This window comes from Janthinobacterium woesei (genome assembly GCF_051380875.1).
In the GTDB taxonomy this organism is placed as follows: domain Bacteria; phylum Pseudomonadota; class Gammaproteobacteria; order Burkholderiales; family Burkholderiaceae_D; genus Janthinobacterium.
The window spans coordinates 290,396-307,389 of sequence record NZ_JBNYXW010000002.1 but is presented as its reverse complement, the minus strand read 5'-3'; the positions used below and the strand labels follow the sequence as shown (position 1 = coordinate 307,389).

17 protein-coding genes and 1 pseudogene are annotated in these 16,994 nt (G+C 63.5%); 9 read left to right on the top strand and 9 right to left on the bottom strand.

Going from position 1 to position 16,994, the window contains the following annotated elements; all coding sequences use genetic code 11:
• The first annotated feature begins 16 nt into the window (after positions 1–16).
• The 4 genes from pcaH to pcaCD are packed head-to-tail and all read left to right on the top strand — an operon-like array spanning position 17 to position 3,934.
• On the top strand, positions 17–709 hold the full coding sequence (gene pcaH, locus ACQ4W6_RS03185) for a protocatechuate 3,4-dioxygenase subunit beta (RefSeq protein WP_436565732.1): 693 nt from the start codon (positions 17–19) through the stop codon (positions 707–709).
• A gap of 13 nt (positions 710–722) precedes the next feature.
• Positions 723–1,241, top strand: coding sequence for a peptidase associated/transthyretin-like domain-containing protein (locus ACQ4W6_RS03180; protein ID WP_436565731.1), 519 nt, complete (start codon positions 723–725; stop codon positions 1,239–1,241).
• 18 nt (positions 1,242–1,259) lie between these two features.
• Positions 1,260–2,675 (top strand): 3-carboxy-cis,cis-muconate cycloisomerase, encoded by a 1,416-nt coding sequence (pcaB, locus tag ACQ4W6_RS03175; RefSeq protein WP_436565730.1) that lies wholly within the window; start codon positions 1,260–1,262, stop codon positions 2,673–2,675.
• Positions 2,672–3,934, top strand: coding sequence for a bifunctional 4-carboxymuconolactone decarboxylase/3-oxoadipate enol-lactonase PcaCD (gene pcaCD, locus ACQ4W6_RS03170; protein ID WP_436565729.1), 1,263 nt, complete (start codon positions 2,672–2,674; stop codon positions 3,932–3,934). Before pcaB ends, pcaCD begins: the two co-directional genes overlap by 4 nt.
• 43 nt (positions 3,935–3,977) lie before the next feature.
• On the opposite strand, the gene ACQ4W6_RS03165 is transcribed toward pcaCD, so the two are convergent.
• Genes ACQ4W6_RS03165 through ACQ4W6_RS03155 form a run of 3 tightly spaced genes read right to left on the bottom strand, consistent with a single transcriptional unit; the run spans position 3,978 to position 7,221 of the window.
• Complete coding sequence (locus ACQ4W6_RS03165) at positions 3,978–5,174, bottom strand: ABC transporter substrate-binding protein (RefSeq protein ID WP_436565728.1); 1,197 nt, start codon at positions 5,172–5,174, stop codon at positions 3,978–3,980.
• 56 nt (positions 5,175–5,230) lie between these two features.
• A complete protein-coding gene (locus ACQ4W6_RS03160; RefSeq protein ID WP_436565727.1) occupies positions 5,231–6,193 on the bottom strand; it encodes a PDR/VanB family oxidoreductase in 963 nt (320 codons plus the stop codon).
• Positions 6,190–7,221 carry an aromatic ring-hydroxylating dioxygenase subunit alpha gene (locus ACQ4W6_RS03155; protein WP_436565726.1) on the bottom strand — a complete coding sequence of 344 codons (1,032 nt, stop codon included), beginning with the start codon at positions 7,219–7,221 and terminating at the stop codon, positions 6,190–6,192. The genes ACQ4W6_RS03160 and ACQ4W6_RS03155 overlap by 4 nt, the downstream gene beginning before the upstream one ends.
• A 121-nt stretch (positions 7,222–7,342) precedes the next feature.
• Here ACQ4W6_RS03155 and ACQ4W6_RS03150 point away from each other — a divergent pair, with 121 nt between their 5' ends.
• Positions 7,343–7,849, top strand: a complete 507-nt coding sequence (locus tag ACQ4W6_RS03150; RefSeq protein ID WP_436565725.1) for a MarR family winged helix-turn-helix transcriptional regulator — start codon at positions 7,343–7,345, stop codon at positions 7,847–7,849.
• Here the strand turns inward: ACQ4W6_RS03150 and ACQ4W6_RS03145 are convergent.
• A complete protein-coding gene (locus ACQ4W6_RS03145) occupies positions 7,846–8,748 on the bottom strand; it encodes a LysR family transcriptional regulator (RefSeq protein ID WP_436565724.1) in 903 nt (300 codons plus the stop codon). The genes ACQ4W6_RS03150 and ACQ4W6_RS03145 overlap by 4 nt on opposite strands.
• Positions 8,749–8,878: 130 nt before the next feature.
• On the opposite strand from ACQ4W6_RS03145, the gene ACQ4W6_RS03140 reads away from it, so the two are divergent.
• The 3 genes from ACQ4W6_RS03140 to ACQ4W6_RS03130 are packed head-to-tail and all read left to right on the top strand — an operon-like array spanning position 8,879 to position 12,071.
• The gene (locus tag ACQ4W6_RS03140) at positions 8,879–10,051 is read left to right on the top strand and encodes an ABC transporter substrate-binding protein (protein WP_436565723.1); all 1,173 of its coding nucleotides are present in this window, start codon (positions 8,879–8,881) and stop codon (positions 10,049–10,051) included.
• A 21-nt stretch (positions 10,052–10,072) separates the two neighbouring features.
• Entirely contained in the window at positions 10,073–11,116 is a 1,044-nt protein-coding gene (locus ACQ4W6_RS03135; protein ID WP_436565722.1) for a Rieske 2Fe-2S domain-containing protein, read from the top strand.
• Positions 11,117–11,120: 4 nt separating this feature from the next.
• Positions 11,121–12,071 (top strand): PDR/VanB family oxidoreductase, encoded by a 951-nt coding sequence (locus tag ACQ4W6_RS03130; protein ID WP_436565721.1) that lies wholly within the window; start codon positions 11,121–11,123, stop codon positions 12,069–12,071.
• A gap of 205 nt (positions 12,072–12,276) precedes the next feature.
• Here ACQ4W6_RS03130 and ACQ4W6_RS03125 read toward each other — a convergent pair whose 3' ends face one another.
• The 5 genes and pseudogenes from ACQ4W6_RS03125 to ACQ4W6_RS03105 form a co-directional block, all read right to left on the bottom strand.
• Positions 12,277–12,981, bottom strand: a complete 705-nt coding sequence (locus tag ACQ4W6_RS03125) for an ABC transporter ATP-binding protein (RefSeq protein WP_436565720.1) — start codon at positions 12,979–12,981, stop codon at positions 12,277–12,279.
• The gene (locus ACQ4W6_RS03120; RefSeq protein ID WP_436565719.1) at positions 12,974–13,735 is read right to left on the bottom strand and encodes an ABC transporter ATP-binding protein; all 762 of its coding nucleotides are present in this window, start codon (positions 13,733–13,735) and stop codon (positions 12,974–12,976) included. The genes ACQ4W6_RS03125 and ACQ4W6_RS03120 overlap by 8 nt, the downstream gene beginning before the upstream one ends.
• Positions 13,732–14,742 carry a branched-chain amino acid ABC transporter permease gene (locus ACQ4W6_RS03115; RefSeq protein WP_436565718.1) on the bottom strand — a complete coding sequence of 337 codons (1,011 nt, stop codon included), beginning with the start codon at positions 14,740–14,742 and terminating at the stop codon, positions 13,732–13,734. Before ACQ4W6_RS03115 ends, ACQ4W6_RS03120 begins: the two co-directional genes overlap by 4 nt.
• Entirely contained in the window at positions 14,739–15,605 is an 867-nt protein-coding gene (locus ACQ4W6_RS03110) for a branched-chain amino acid ABC transporter permease (protein ID WP_436565717.1), read from the bottom strand. Before ACQ4W6_RS03110 ends, ACQ4W6_RS03115 begins: the two co-directional genes overlap by 4 nt.
• A 146-nt stretch (positions 15,606–15,751) precedes the next feature.
• A pseudogene (locus tag ACQ4W6_RS03105) lies at positions 15,752–15,880 on the bottom strand (CoA-transferase); the annotation flags it as partial.
• Positions 15,881–16,111: 231 nt separating this feature from the next.
• On the opposite strand from ACQ4W6_RS03105, the gene ACQ4W6_RS03100 reads away from it, so the two are divergent.
• Entirely contained in the window at positions 16,112–16,972 is an 861-nt protein-coding gene (locus tag ACQ4W6_RS03100; RefSeq protein WP_436565716.1) for an IclR family transcriptional regulator domain-containing protein, read from the top strand.
• The last annotated feature ends 22 nt before the right edge of the window (positions 16,973–16,994 follow it).

The window sequence follows — 16,994 nt, the reverse complement described above, 5'->3', positions numbered from 1 at the left end:
TACAAGGAGACCTGCTTTGAAATTCGACGCCATCGCGCCCGGTGTTTATCCGGAACTGATCTACCCCCCCTATAAATCGACCGCCAAGCGCGGCCCCGTTCAGCCGCCGCTGCGCCTCGCCGCAGGCTTGCCAGTAACGCAGAACATCGCGCCCTCGCCGACCATCCTCCTGCCCAACGATATGGACTTGACGGCACAGGGCGACGCCGAGCCGCTGGGCGAGAAAATCGTTGTCACCGGCCGCGTGCTGGACGAAGACGGCAAGCCCGTGCGCAACTCGCTGCTGGAAGTCTGGCAGTGCAACTCTGCCGGCCGCTACCGCCACAAGCGCGACCAGCACAACGCACCGCTCGATCCGAACTTCCACGGCTGGGGCAAGATGATGACCGATGATGAAGGCCGTTACCGTTTCGTCACCATCAAGCCCGGCCCTTACCCCTGGGGCAATCACGACAAGGCCTGGCGTCCGGCCCACATCCATTTTTCCCTGTTCGGCAATGTGTATGCGCAGCGCCTGGTGACGCAGATGTACTTCCCCAACGACCCTCTGTTCGACTACGACCCGATCTTCCAGAGCATTCCGGACCTGGCCGCGCGCCAGCGCCTGATCTCCCGCTACAGCCTTGAACACACCGTCAGCGACCAGATGCTGGGCTATGAATTCGACATCGTCCTGCGCGGCCGCGACGCCACGCCGCTGGACATCTAAGGAGAGTACACGCATGAGCAAAATCACGACATCGCAAACCATCGGCCCGTTTTCCCACGAAGCCTGGAAATGGGCGGTCGAACTGAGCGCCGCAGACCGTTTGCAAACCAGCGCGCCGACCATCATCGTCAGCGGCATCATCTACGACGGCGATGGCACCCCGATCAACGACGCGCAGATTGAAGCCTGGCAGCCGGCCGCCGCCGCTGCCGAATCCACCCTGTCCATCCCGGGCTTTCGCCGCATACCCAGCGACGACGCGGGGCAATTCAGCCTGCGCCTGTCGGTCTGCCCACAGGCACCAGGGGAACCCGTGGCCTACGTGACGGTATTCGCGCGCGGCCTGGTCAAACACCAATTCACCGCCATCTTCCTGGAAAACGACGCTGGACTGGAGCAATCGGCGATACTCGAACAAGTGCCGGCCGCGCGCCGCGCCACCCTGCTCGCCGCCCGGACAGCCGAAGGCCAGTACCGCTGGGATATCCATATGCAGGGCGAGCAGGAAACGGTGTTTTTCGACTATGTATAAATCTGAACAGGAGCCGCAGTGAGTGTATCCATCTTCGATAGCTTCCTGACCACCAGCGACATGATCGCCGTGTTCGACGACACGGCGATCGTGCAAGCCATGTTCAGTTTCGAACAGGCCCTGTCGCAGGCACAGGCCGACGAGGGCCTGCTGCCGCCTGCCGCGGCGCACGCCATCGCCTCCGTCTGCAATGCGCAGCTGTATGACATCCCCGCCATCATCACTGCCGGGCGCCGCGCCGGCAGCCTGGCGATACCATTAGTGAAGGAACTGACCAAGACCGTGGCGCTGTACGACGCCGAGGCTGCCACCAAGGTCCATTGGGGCAGCACCAGCCAGGACGTGCTCGACACCGCGATGGTGCTGGCCACGCGCGACGCCCTGCAGTTGCTGGACGACGGCCTGCGCGAGCTCGGCGACCGGCTGCTGCAACTGGCGCAACAACACCTTGCCACGCCGGTGCTGGCGCGCACGCTGATGCAGCCGGCCCAGGTGAGCAGCTTCGGTTTCAAGCTGACCGGCTGGCTCGCTCCGCTGGTACGCGCGCGCGTGCGCCTGCGCGAGTGCGCTGCCCGCGCGCTGCAGCTGCAGCTGGGCGGCGCCGTCGGCACGCTGGCCGTCATGGGCGAACAAGGCCCTGCCGTTGCCCTCCGCGTGGCCGCCCTCCTGGGCCTGAAGGTCGCCGATGCGGCCTGGCATACCCAGCGCGACGAATGGGTGCGGCTCGGCCTGGAAGTGGCGGTGCTGACCGGTAGCTTGGGCAAGATCGCCACCGACCTGAGCCTGATGGCGCAAGGCGAGATCGGCGAACTGGCGGAACCATCGGGTAATGGCCGCGGCGGTTCGTCCGCGATGCCGCACAAGCGCAATCCGGTATCGGCCATGATCGCACTGGCCGCCGCCACGCGCACGCCGCAGCGCGCTGCCGCCCTGCTGGCCAGCATGGGCCAGGAGCACGAGCGCGGCCTGGGAAACTGGCAGGCCGAACTGGCCGAGTGGCCTGGCTTGTTCCTCAGCGCGCACGGCGCCCTGCAGGCGCTGAACGATGCCTGCGCCGGCCTGCACGTCGACAGCGCGCGCATGCTGCGCAATATCGATGCGCTGCAGGGACTGGTGTTCGCCGAAGCCGCAGCTGCCTATCTGGCCGGTGCCATCGGCCGTCCGCAATCCCATGCACTGCTGGAAAAGATGAGCGGCGTCGCCCTGTCCACGCAGCGCCATCTGGCCGACGTGCTGAGCGAGGCGGTGCAGGCCGATCCCGCGCTACGCGGGCATGTCGATCTGCAGCACTTGAAGACACTGTTCGATCCCGCCGCGGCAACAGCGCCGGCACACCGTTTGGCGCAGCGCCAGTTGCAAAGCCTGCGTGGCGATATTGCCGCATTGAACGCGGTCTCCATCTACCACACCTATCCATCAGCGAGCACAGCATGAGCCATGACCCCATTGACCACGACTTCGAGCGTGGCCTGAACAACCGCCGCAGCATCCTGGGCGACGCCTGGGTGGAGCGCTCCCTATCCAACGCCAACAGCTTCAACGCCGACTTCCAAAACCTGATCACGCGTTTTGCGTGGCAGGAAATTTGGGGACGGCCGGGTCTGGAACAAAAGACCCGGCGCGCCATCGTCCTGTCGATTACCATCGCGCTGGGCCGCTGGGAAGAATTCGACCTGCACGTGCGCGCCGCACTGCTGGGCGATCCGGCCAACCGGTTGACGCCGGACGAACTGAAGGAAGTGCTGATACAGTCGGCCATTTACGCTGGCGTACCGGCGGCCAACACCGCATTTACGCATGCCATGATCATCCTGCGCGAAATCGGCCCGCAGATCGGCTACGCGCTCGAACCGATGGCGCCGGCAGCCACCCATCACCCCGGCGTCGGCCGCGAAGGCCGCAGCAGCGGCAGGCCCGCGCTGCACTACAGCGTGCGCGCCCCCCGCAACGGCAAGGCGCCGCGCCACACGGTGGTATTAAGCCATGCACTGGGCTGCGACTTGAGCATGTGGGACGCGCTGGCCAATACGCTGGCCGAAGATTGCCGCGTGATCGCTTATGACCATCGTGGCCACGGCAGCTCGGAAGCGCCTCCAGGCATGTACGACATGGCCTCGCTGTGCGATGATGCCGCCGCCCTGCTGCGCGAACTCGATACCGGACCGGTGGTATGGATAGGCCTGTCGATGGGCGGCATGGTCGGCCAGGAACTGGCGCTGCGCCATCCGGCGCTGGTACGCGCACTGGTGCTGGCCAATACCACGTCCGGCTATCCGGACGCGGCGCGGGCGATGTGGCAGCAACGCATCGCCACCGTACAGGCGCAAGGCGTGGAGACCATCGGCGATGCCGTGATGGGGCGTTACTTCACGGAGCATTTCCGCACCGGCCATGCCGCCACGGTGGCGCGCTTTCGCCGGCGCGTGGTCAGTACCGATGCCGTCGGCTACGCCGGATGCTGCCATGCGGTCGGCAACGTCGATACCACCGCGCGGCTGGGCGCCATCGCCGCGCCCACGCTGGTGATCGCCGGCGAACTGGATCAGGGCACGCCAGTGGCGATGTCGGAGGCGCTGGCGAACGGCATACCAGGCGCCCGGCTGGAAGTGTTGAAAGACGCGTCGCACCTGAGCTACATCGAACAGCCGCAGGCCTTCGGCCAGGCGGTACGCAGCTTCATCGCGACGCTCTAAGCAACTGCGGCAGCGCCTCAGCCAGGCGCCGCCGCAAACAAGCTTATGCGCCCGGATCGCGCACCTTGTCGACCTGGTCGAACTCCACGTTATAGAAGGAACCGCCGCTCGCTTCGGCCTTGCGGATATACACCGTCTGCACGATGTCGCGCGTAGCGGGGTCGATACTGACGGGGCCGCGCACGCTGGTCCACGCCATGCCCTTCATCGCCGCGAGCAGCTTCTCGCCGTTGCTGTCGCCATTGGTCTGCTTGAGCGCCTGATACAGCAAATGCATGCCATCGTAGGCGCCGACCGAATGGAAGTTCGGCCGCATGCCCTGGTTCGCTTTGCCGAATGCCTCGACATACGCCTTGTTCTCGGCCGACGGATGCGCCGCCGAGTAATGGTGGCTGCTGACCACGCCGGCGGCGGCCGGGCCGATGCTGGCCATCAGGTCGTCATCGAGTACATCTCCCGTGCAGATCAAACGTATGCCGGCCGCAGCCAGTCCCCGCTCGGTGAACTGCTTGAGCACTGCGGCGCCCTCGCCCGACGGCACGAAGACGAATAGCGCATCCGGCTTGGCATCCTTGACGCGCGCCAGGAACGGCGCATAGTCCGGGTTGCGCAAGGGTGCGCGCAGGCTGTCGATCACCTTGCCGCCGCCTTCGGTGAAGCCCTTGACGAAGACCTTCTCCGCATCCAGTCCCGGGCCGTAGTCGCTGACGAATGTCACCACGCTCTTGATCTTGTTCTTCGCCGCCCACTGCGCCATCGGCGCCGTTACCTGGGCCAGCGTGAAGCCGGTACGCACGATGAATGGCGAGCGCTGCGGGATCACTGACGTGGCGGCAGCCATCACGATCATCGGCACCTTGGCCTGCGTGGCGACGGGCGCGGCGGCAAAAGCCAGCGGCGTCAGGCCGAAGCCGGCCAGCACCTCTACCTTCTCGCGCGCCACCAGTTCCTGTGCCAGGCGCTTGGTTACATCCGGTGCGACGCCGCCGTCATCCTTCAGGATAATTTCGATCTGGCGCCCGGCAACCGTTGCACCGTGCTGCTGGATGTACAGCTTCACGGCCGCCTCGATCTGGCGGCCGGTGGAGGCGAACGGGCCGGACATCGGCACGATCAGGCCAACCTTCAAGGGTCCGGACGCGGCGCCGAAGGCCAGCGACGGCAGCAAGCCGGTCGACAGCGCAGCGGCAGCCGTGCCTAATACCAGGTGGCGGCGGTGCAAATTGATTGGTGCGGTCATCTTGTCTCCTTTATGGTTTTTTTAATAGCCTGCATGCAGGCTTGGGGGTGTAACGCTTACAGATCGAGCAACAGCAATGCGCTTTTCGAGCGCGAACAGCATGGGGTGAACTGGTCGTTGGCGGCGCGTTCCTCGTCCGTCAGGTAGACGTCGCGATGCTCGGGCACGCCATCGAGCACGCGCATCAAACAGGTGCCGCAGACGCCCTGCTCGCACGACACAGGAATGTCGATGCCGTTCTCGGCCAGCACCTCGACCACTGTGCGTCCGACCGGTATCTTGAACACCTGGCCGCTGCTGGCCAGTCTCACGTCGAACGGCGCATCGCCGCCTGCGTCCACAGGCGCTGCGCTGAAGTACTCGCGGTGCACCTGCGCCGGCGGCCAGCCCAGCGCGCTTGCGCTGGCGAGCACATGGTCGATGTAGCCTCCCGGTCCGCACACATAGATGTGGGTACCCGGTTCCGGCGCACCGAGCGAGCGCAGCGCATCGAGCTTTTGCGCGGCATCGCCGCTATCGTAGTGAAAATGCACGCGCCCGGCGAACGGCGACTTGGCGATGCGCGCGCGAAATGCCGCGCGTTCCGGCGTGCGCGCGCTGTAATGCATCTCGAAGTCGGCGCCGGCGGCAGACAGCGCTTCGGCCATCGCCAGGATGGGGGTCACGCCTATGCCGCCGGCGAACAGCAGGCTGCGAGCGGCTGCCTGCAGCGGAAAATGGTTCTTCGGCGCACCGATGGTGACGACGTGGCCCACTTCGATCTCGTCATGCATCGCCATCGAACCGCCGCGCGAAGCCGGTTCGCGCAGTACGCCGATCTGATAAGAATGACGCTCGTGTGGGCGGCTGCACAACGAATACTGGCGCACCAGGCCATCGCGCACATGCACGTCGATGTGCGCGCCCGCTTCGAAAGGCGGCAGCTCCCCTTCGACGGGAAGCAGCTCGAAGCTGCAGATGTCGTCAGCCTCGCACACCTTGGCCGTCACGCGTACTTGAAGCACTGGTGCGCCGTTCATGCCGCCACCTCCCTGGCCAGCCACTTGTCGAGCATGCGGCGCGATTGCACGCCGCCAGCATCGATATTGAGCATCAACAGCTTGCGCTCCGGGTGGCGCAATATATTTTGCTGCTGCAGTTCGAGCATGGCACGGTCTTCGCTGAATATCTGGCCCTGGCCTTCGCGGATGGTAGCCGTCAGCGCCGCGTCGTCCGGCTTGAAGTTGCGCGCCATGCCCCAGAAATACCAGTGCGTGGTTTCCGTTTCGGGCGTGATGAAATCGACCACGATGCTCGACGCCTTGTGCTGCGGCGCGGCGTCATAGCCGCCGTTGCCGGCGTGGGCCACGCCGACCTCGATCATCACGTGGCTGGGTGGCGAAAAGCGGCAGATCTGCCAGCGGTCGACCAGCACATCGTCGGCCAAGCCGTTGCCGCGCAAGGCGGCGCGCCAGAATGGCGGCGCGCTGATGTTTTCCATGTAGCGGCTGGTGACGACTTCTTCGCCCTCGACCTTGGTGGCGACCGGCGATTCATCGATTTCCTTCTGGCCGATGCTCGACGCATGCACATACGTCTCGTGCGTCAGGTCCATCAGGTTGTCTATCATCAAACGGTAATCGCAGTTGATGTGAAACAGGCCGCCGCCGTAGGCCCACTCGGGATTGTCGGCCCATTCCAGGTGATGGATCAGGGCCGGATCGGCCAGTTCCTGGTCGCCGGGCCAGACCCAAATGAAGCCGTAGCGCTCTTCCACCGCATAGCTGCCGATGCACGGAAAGCCGCGCACGCGCTGGCCAGGCATGCTGACGACCTTGCCGTCGCAACCCATCTCCAGGCCGTGATAGCCGCACACCAGATTACCGTCGCGGACAAAACCCAGCGACAGGGGCGCGCCACGGTGCGGGCAAAAATCCTCGACCGCGGCAACCTTGCCCTCAGGGCCGCGATAAAACACGATCTTTTCGCCGCACACCTGGCGGCCCAGCGGACGCTCGGCAATTTCATCGGGCGTGCACGCAACGTACCACGTATTTTTTGGGAACATGCTGGTCTCCTTCTTACTATTTTTTAAATATTCAGTACACTGAATGTCGAGCCAAGTATACTGTGTTGGAAGACGAAGTAAACTACCGATTCAAACTTTCAATGCTGCGATGCACAAGCCGATGACCAAGACCACACCGACACCACAAGCCGTGCGCGAGAGCGACCTGACCCGGATCGACGAACATCCCGGCCATTTGCTGCGCCGCGCCCAGCAAATCTCGGTTTCCATCTTCCACGATGAAGTCGGCGGCGAGCTGACGCCCGTGCAATTTGCCATGCTACGCTGCCTGGCCGATCACCCGGGCATCGACCAGGTGTCGCTGGCCGGCATCGCCGCCATCGATACCTCGACCGGCGCCACCGTCTGCGCGCGGCTGGAAGAAAAGGGCCTGCTCGAACGCAAGGTGATTCCGCACAACCGGCGCCAGCGCGCGCTGGCCATCACGGCCGAGGGAGAACACATGCTGGCCGCCTTGATCCCCGCCACCCAGCGGCTGCGCCAGCGTTTGCTGGCCCCGCTGTCGGACAGCGAGCAGCAGCAGTTCATGCTACTGCTCGCGCGGCTGGTTCACGACAACAACGAGCAGAGCCGGGCTCCGCTATCCAGGCCGGCCGCCAGCGACTAGTCCCCGCCAAACAGTTCTGCCACCACCGAGCGCAGCCAGGCGTTCGAGCCATCCTTGGCGTACTTGCGGTGCCAGTGCTGCTTCAGGTCGAAACGTGGAATCTCCAGCGGCGGCTCCACTAGCCGGATGGCGGCGAACTGCGCAAAGCTCTCCCCCACCGCACGCGGGACCGTCGCCACCAGGTCGCTGGCGGCAATCAGGAAGGGGATCGACATGAAGTGCGGCGTGGACAGCACCACGCGGCGCTCGATGCGCTGGCGTAGCAGGAATTGCTCGAACAGTTCCTGGCTGCGGCCTTCGGCCTTGATCACCGCATGCCCCATCTCCAGGAACTGCTCCATGCCGAGCTTGCGCCCGCGGTAGGGATGCGCCGCACTGATCAGGCAGATGAAGGAATGCGAAAATAGCCGCTGCTGGAAAAAATTACGGTTCTTCAGGTCTGGAAAATAACCGATGGCCAGGTCGACTTCGCCGTGTTCGAGCGCCAGCGCCAGTTCCGGCGGCGACAGCGATACCGAGCAGATCGAAGCGCCCGGGGCATCGCGCCGCAATCGATCGAGCAGCCGCGGCAAAAATGTCATCTCGCCGATATCCGTCAGCGCGAGGGTGAACTTGCGGTCGGTGCTGGCGGGATTGAACTGTTCACTGGCCAGCACATCCGTCTGCAAACGCAGGAGGATATCCCTGGTCGGATTAATCAGGCTCAGCGCTCTTGGCGTGGGCTCCATGCCGCGCCCGGTGCGCACGAACAGGGGGTCGGCCAGCGCCTTGCGCAGCTTGTTCAGCGCAACGCTGACGGCAGGCTGGCTCATGCCCAGCTTGCGCGCCGCACCACTGACACTGCTCTCCTCGTAGATCGCCAGTGCCACCGGCAGCAGGTTCAGGTCGAATGCATGCATGGAATCTCCGCGTCGCGATTGATATTTGAAAAACGAATAAATATTATGTAGTAAATTCTATTTTCAAATAATTTGATTTCCGTATGATCGCTTAAAACAAAGCGGCATAAACCACAAACGGAGACAAACCATGCATCGCATTTCCCTGGCGCTGACAGGCGCATTGCTATCCTTCACCCTGAGCGCTGCACGCGCCGAAGCACCAACCGTGCGCATCGGCGTCATCACCTCGCTCAGCGGCGTGGCCGCGCAAAGCGGCGAGCAGATGAAAGCCGGCATCGACACCTGGCTGCACATGCACGGCGCCAGCGTCGCCGGCAAGAAGCTCCAAGTCATCTACAAGGATGACACCGGCCCGCAGGCTGACGTCGCCAAACGCCTGGCCACGGAACTGATCAGCCGCGACAATGCAGACATCCTGGCCGGCTTCGTGTTCACGCCGAATGCCATGGCGGCAGCCAGCGTGGCCGACCGCGCCAAGCGCCCGATGGTGGTCATGAACGCCGCCGCCTCCTCCATTACCGGACGCTCCCCCTACATAGTGCGCACCTCCTACACGATTGCGCAATCGGTCAAGCCATTGGCCGAATGGGCGTACAAGACTGGTTCGCGGCGCGTGTTCTCGATCGTGGCGGACTATGCGCCGGGGCAGGATGCGCACACCTGGTTCAGCAGCACCTTTACCGCACTCGGCGGCACCATCATCGAGAGCGTCAAGGTGCCTTTGAGCACGATCGACTTCAGCGCCTACCTGCAACGCATCAAGGACAGCAAACCTGACGCCATCCACGTGTTCCTGCCGAACGGCCAGCCCATGGTGTCGTTCATGAAGGCCTACCGCGAAAAGGGCCTGGACAAGGCCGGCATCCGTTTCCTCGGCGGTGAAGGCTGGGCCGACGACGATGTGCTGAGTGCTGCCGGCGAAGCCATGCTCGGCATCTATAGCGCCGGCTTCTATTCCTTCTCCCGCCCCGGCGCCGATAACGCAGCCTTCCTGGAGGCATTTTCGAAGACCGTCAACGGCCGCTTCAAGCCCAACTTCCAGGCCGCTTCCGCCTACGACGGCATGGCCCTGATTGCCGCCACGCTGGTCAAGACCAAGGGCAGCGCCGAGGGCGACGCCTTCATGAAGGCGGTCAAGGGCTACAGTGCGGCCAGCCCTCGCGGCACGGTCACCATCGACAGCAAGACCCATGACATCGTGCAAACCATCTATATCCGCCGCATCGACAAGCTCGCCGGCGGCAAATACGGGGCCACGGAAATCGACCGCTACGACGCCGTCAGCGATCCAAGCAAATAATCCCCCTCGAAAGGAGTCATCATGTTTCCCTTGAATCAATGGTATGCCGCAGGCTTTGCCTGGGAATTGCAGGACAAGCCGCTGGCGCGCACCCTGCTGAACCATCCCATCGTCATGTTCCGCACCGACAGCGGCGAGGTGGCCGCGCTCGAGGACCGCTGCTGCCACCGCAGCGTGCCGCTGTCCTGCGGCTCGCTCGACGGCGGCGGCATCCGCTGCGGCTACCATGGCCTGCTGTATGCGCCTAGCGGCCTATGCATCGAAATTCCTGGCCAGCTCAAGATTCCCGGCAAAGCCCGGGTCGGCGCCTATCCCGCCATGCTGCGCAACGAGGTCATCTGGATCTGGTTCGGCGACCAGCCGGGCAGCGAGCCATCGGGCCCGCCGCCCGAAGTCGCCGCGCATGACAATCCGCGCTATCGCTACAAGGGCGGCGCCTTCCACTACAAGGCGCCCTACCAGCTGATCCACGATAACTTGCTGGACCTGAGCCATGTCGGCTACGTGCACGGCAAGACCATAGGCGGCAATCCCAAGGTGCACATGGCAGCGCCGACCACCGTCAGCGGCGAAGGCGAGCAGGTGCGCGTGGTGCGCTGGATGAAAGCGTCGCAGCCGCCCGCCACCTATACCGCGGCATGGCCGTTCAAGGGCCTGGTGGACCGCTGGCAGGAAATCGATTTCCACGTCAGCCACCTGAACATCTTTACCGGCGCGGTGGATGCGGGCAGCGATGCGCTGGACGACCCGCAGCGCGGCGGCTTCCATATGCGCGGCTTCCACGGCATTACGCCGGAGACCGACACCAGCTCGCACTACTTCTGGACCATGGCCAGCTGCGCGCACCCGGACCAGCCGGACAACGCAGAACTGGTCTACCGCCAGACCGAACTCACCTTCGAGGAAGACCGGGTGCTCATCGAGGCACAGTACCGCAACATGCTCCAGTTCGGCGACGCAACCATGATCGACATCCACGTCGACGCCGGCGCCAACCGCGCGCGCCGGATTATCGCCGCGCAGATAGCCCTGCGCACCCCGGCCGCTGCGCCTGGGATGGAGTGAGGCCATGGAAGTCATCATTGCATCGATCGCCGACAGCGGCGGCGTCAGGGTCTTCGAGCTGCGCGCAGCGGACCGTGCGCCGCTGGCGCCCTACCAGGCCGGCGCCCACATCGACGTAACGTTGGGGAACGGCATGCTGCGGCAATATTCGCTGTGCTGCCGCCATCCCGGCGACGGCTACCGCATCGCCGTCAAGCGCGAGCCTGACTCGCGCGGCGGTTCGGAATGGCTGCACACACAGGCGCGCATAGGCGATGTCGTTCGCATCGGCATGCCGCGCAACGCCTTCGCGCTGACGCCGGATGCGCAGCTGCACCTGCTGTTCGCCGGCGGCATCGGCATCACGCCTATTCTGGCGATGGCTTACGAACTGCGGCGGCGCGGCCAGCCATTCCGGCTTGCCTACTTCGTGCGCGATGAAAACAGCATCGCATTTGCCGACGAACTGGCAACGGCGCCGCTGGCCTGCGAGGATGTGGATATCTGCGTCGGCCTGTCGCCCCAGGAAAGCGCCGCGCGCATCGACGCCCTGCTCGGCGCGGTGCCTGCAAGCGGCACACATGTGTATGTATGCGGGCCCGCCGCGTTCATGCAGACGGTAGTAACACAGGCCGGCACACGGGTCGGCGCGGCCGCCGTACACAAGGAATCATTCTCTGCAGCGCCTGCCGTTGGCGGCGCGGCAGAAGCGCCATTCGTGTTGCGGCTGGCGCGCTCGCAGCGCGACATCGCCGTGCCAGCCGGCAGCAGCGCCCTGGCCTGCCTGCTCGATGCCGGCATCGAAGTCGATTGTTCATGCGAAGTCGGCGTCTGCGGCACCTGCCGTACGACGCTGCTGGAGGGCATTCCAGAACATAGGGATGTGGTGCTGAGCGCACAGGAAAGGCAGGCCAACAACTGCTTCCTGCCATGCGTGTCGCGTGCGCTCACGCCGGTCTTGACGCTCGACCTCTAGCGCAATTGCATGCGCCGTCATCAGGCCATCGTTCCTAAAGCAGATCATGGCCAGCCTCCACCCTATAAGTTACTAAACTTATAGGGTGTTTTCATTTCCAGGGCAGGCCAATCGGGCAAGCTGGCGTGCACGTCGATGGCTGTGCTTCCCGTTTGCCTTTTTTTATGCAGGCTCCGGGCTGCAAGCCCGGAGCCGCTTGGACTCGTCAGGCCGCCACCGACACCAGCCGGTCCAGCTTGTCGCCGTCGGCCAGCAAGCTGGCGCTATCGGAATCGTGCACGATGCGGCCACGATCGAGCACGATGGCGCGCTCAGTCAGCGACAGCGCAAGGCGGGCGTGCTGCTCCACCACGATGACAGACAGGCCCTCGTCCTTGACCAGCCGACGCACCACCCGCACCAGCTCTTGCACGATGATGGGCGCCAGGCCTTCCATCGGTTCGTCCAGCAGCAGGATGCGCGGATTGGTCATCAGCGCGCGCGCGATCGCCAACATCTGCTGCTCGCCGCCGGACAGCTGGTTACCCATGTTCTGACGCCGCTCCAGCAGGCGGGGAAAGACCTCGTAGACCTTTTGCAGATGCCACGGGCCGGGACGCGCCACCACCGTCAGGTGCTCCTCCACCGTCAGCGAAGGAAACATGTGGCGCTCCTGCGGCACCCAGCCCAGCCCAGCGCGCGAGCGCTTCCAGGTGGGTACGCGCGCCAGGTCGCCGCCGCTCCAGCGGATGGCGCCCCGGTGCAAACGGGTCAGGCCCATCAGGGTCACCAGCAAGCTGGTCTTGCCGACGCCGTTGCGTCCCAGCAGCGCCAGACTGTCGCCTTCGTTCATCGCGAACGACACGTCTTCCAATACGATCGACTCGCCGTAACCGGCGCTGACCTTGTCCAATGCCAGCAGCTCACGCATGTTCGGCCTCCCCCAGATAAACTTCCTTGACGCGCGGATCGGCCGCAATCTCCGCCGGCGTGCCTTCCGTCAGCACCTTGCCGCCCACCATGACCGTGATGCGGTCGGCAAAGCGGAACACCAGGCCCATGTCGTGCTCGATGAATACCACCGTGACATCGCGCGGCAATTGCGCGATCACCTCGAACAATTCCTTGCTTTCAGCCGAGGGAATACCGGCGGCAGGTTCATCGAGCAGCAGGATGGTCGGCTTGGTGGCCAGCGCCAGGGCGATTTCCACCAAGCGCTGCTTGCCGTAAGCCATGCTACGCGTGATGCTGTTGATCTCGGCCGTCAGCTTCAGGCTGGCCAGCAGGGTCATGGCTTCCTCGACCACCTCGGCCTGACTGGCCACGGTCTGGTACCAGACCGACTGCAAGCCGCGCCGTTCGCTGATCGCCAGCACCACGGATTCAAGCACCGTCATGCCCGCAAACAGATTATTAATCTGGAAAGTACGCGTCATGCCCAGCTTGACGCGCTGGTGCTGCGGCAAGCTGGTGATGTCCGTATCGCCCAGCCACACCTTGCCGCCGCTGGGTGGAAACGTGCCCGTCAGCAGGTTGATGAACGTGGTCTTGCCGGCGCCGTTCGGACCGATCAGCGCATGGCGCGCACCCGGCTGGAACGTCAGGCTAATGTCGCTGTTGGCGGCAAAGCTGCCCCATTTTTTCGACAGCGCTTCGGTGCGCAGTGTCTTCGCGGCGGTGCTCATGCTTTCTCCTTGGCAAACAATTTCTGCAGCCGCTCCAGGCCACCCAGGACGCCGCCGCGTGCAAACAGCACGATCAGCACCAGCAGCAGGCCAATATAGAATTGCCAGTAGGCTGGATTGAGGCCGGCGATATAGTCTTGCGCCAGCATGAACACGGCCGCGCCGATCAGCGCGCCGTACAGACGCCCAGTGCCGCCCAGCACCAGGATGATCATCAGTTCGGCCGAGCGCGAGAAGCCCAACATGTCCAGGCCGACGAACTGCGTGGTCTGTGCCAGCAGGGCGCCGGCCACGCCGGCGACAGCCGCGCTGATGGTAAATATGGCGCCCAGGCGGCGGTTGACGTCCACGCCGATGGCGGGCATGCGCTGGCCGCCTTCGCGGATGCCGATCAGGCTCAGGCCGAACGGCGAGTGCACCAGGCGGCGAATCAGCACGAACAACAGGAACAGCACGACAAAGCTGTAGATGTATGCCGTCTTGCCAGCGAGGTCGAATTCAAACACGCCGAACAGTTTGCCAACCACCATGCCGGACAAGCCATCGACGCCGCCCGTGATGAAGGCGGCCTTGTTGGCCGCTTCGAACAGCATCAGGCCGATGCCCATCGTAACCATCAGGCGCGTCAGGTCCTGCCCGCGCACCACCAGGAAACTGGTGACATAGCCAAATACGCCAGCCACCAGCGCCGCCGCCAGCAAGCCGCTCAGCGGTTCGCCCCAGCCATGTACTGCCAGCAGACCGGCGGTGTAGGCGCCCAGGCCGAAAAAGGCGGCATGGCCCAGCGACACGATGCCCGCATAGCCGAGGATCAAATCGAGCGACAGGGCAAACAGGCCGACGATCATGATCTGGCTGATCAGCACCAGGTAACCCGTAAAGGCAAAGTAGGCGCCCACCGGCAGCAGCCAGAAAGCGATTTCCAGCGCGCGCCAGCGGCCATTGGCCAGGCGCGGAACAGGTGCGGCAACGCGCGGTATGGCGGGAACTTCATGCATGGCGCTCATGCTTTTCTCCTGATCAGGCCTGCGGGGAAGACGATCAACAGCACCACCATCAGGCCGTAGATCACAAAGGCGCCCAACTGCGGCACATAGTATTTGCCGGCAACGTCAAAGACGCCGAGTATCAGTGCCGCCACCAGCGGTCCCTTGATAGTGCCGGCGCCGCCGACGGCGACCACCAGCAGGAAGTACACCATGTATTTCATGGGAAAGGTCGGGTCCAGGCCCAGCACGTCGATGCCCAGGCCGCCGCCCAGGCCGGCCAGGCCGGAACCGAGTGCAAAGGTCAGACTGAATACGCGGCTGACATTGATGCCCAGGCCGGCGGCCGCCGTCTGGTTATCGACCGAGCAGCGGATCTGCGCGCCGAAGCGGGTACGCTCGATCAGCAGGCCGAGGGCCAGCGTGATCACCACCACCACGCCGATCAGGAACAAGCGATAGGCGCCGACGTCCATGCCGAACAGCGAAACCTGGCCGCGCAGCCAGTCGGGCAGTACCACCGGTTGCTGGGTAGGGCCAAAGAAGTAGGTCGCGCCGGCCACCGCCATGAAGGTCAGGCCGATGGAAAACAGCACCTGGTCGAGGTGGCTGGCCTTGTACAGGCGCCGGTACAGCGTGCGTTCGAGCAGCAGGCCGACCAGCGCGGAAATGAGGAAGGCCAGCGGCAGCGTGGCCAGGAAGGGCAGGCCTAGCTGCGACAGCAGCATGACGCAGACATAGCCGCCCAGCATGGCGAAAGCACCGTGGGCCAAGTTGATGAAGTTCATCAGACCCATCGTCACCGAGAGGCCTACGCTGATGAGAAATAACAGGCTGCCGTAGGCGATGCCGTCGAATAAAACGCCGATGAAGTTGCCTAGCATGTGCAGGCCCTCCCCGCGCGCGCGCTGTGATGTGCTGTTGTCATTACTGTCTCCTGTTGTTTCTTATAGTGTTGCTCGTTACTCGTTACTGCGTGCAAGCGGCATGCTGGCAAGACCATGTCGCTAACACGTCATACCCGCTCGATGACAATCGCGAATTCGCGCGCTCCCTGCGCGATCAGCGCATCGATCAGCGCGGACGGCATGCCCGCATTGCCGAAGCCGCCGCTCATGACGTGGGCGCCGTTAGGCACATCGGCCACGGCTAGTTCCAATGACGCAAAATTTCATTGATCACGATGTCATCTTTTCAGTGAAATATTGGCTTGTAAAGCCCCATAGAATGTTCGATAATCGAACTAATTCGTTATTACCGCACAAATAAGTGTACCCACGCGTAGCTACCGCAGTCAAGTGAAACATGCGACGAACACAAACTGCGGCCACTCGAATAGAATCACCCCGTATACCGCTGCAATATCTAGCGTGCCTGCCATAACCCGACCATGACCATGCCAAAAAAAACCATCAACCGCCCTATTACCACGCCGCACGACGAGCCCATCGCGAAAGAACCGGCTGAGCGCACTATCGCCGAGGAAATTGATGCGCTGACCGACCCCAGTTTCATGACATCATTGGCGCGCGGCTTGGCCGTGCTCCGGGCGTTCAGCGACTCGCACCGCGCCTTGACAATCGCACAGATTAGCCAGAAGACAGGTATTTCACGCGCGGCGGTGCGGCGCTGCCTGTACACATTAAAGCAACTGGGCTACGCCGAAGCGGAAATGAACAATTTTTCATTGCGTCCCAAAGTACTCACGCTCGGTTACTCCTATCTATCGTCGACGCCGCTGGCGGTATCGTCGCAGCTATACCTGAACAACATCAGCCGCATCCTCAACGAGTCATGCTCGCTGGGAGTACTCGATGATAGCGAGGTGCTCTACGTCGCCCGCTCGGCCGCGTCGCGCGTGATGTCGGTAGCGCTGAACACCGGCAGTCGGCTACCCGCCTACTGCACTTCGCTCGGACGCGTGATGCTGGCGCACTTGGAGCCGGACGAGCTTGATGCCTATTTCGCAAAGACCAAATTGCGTCCGATGACCGAACGAACCGTCGTATCACAAAAGCGGCTACGTGAAATCCTGGTAAGCGTGCGCCAGAACGGTTATACGATCAATGATGAAGAACTGGAACTGGGACTGCGCTCGATCGCGGTGCCTGTGCGCGGTGCCTCGGGCAAGGTACTCGCGGCGCTGAATGTCGCCGCACAGGCGTCACGCGTCAGTGCCATGCAGATGGAACATGAATTTCTGCCGGTGCTGCAACGTGGCGCCCAAGAATTATCGGTACTGCTGCCCTAGCGGACTTGGTGCCATCTAAAGT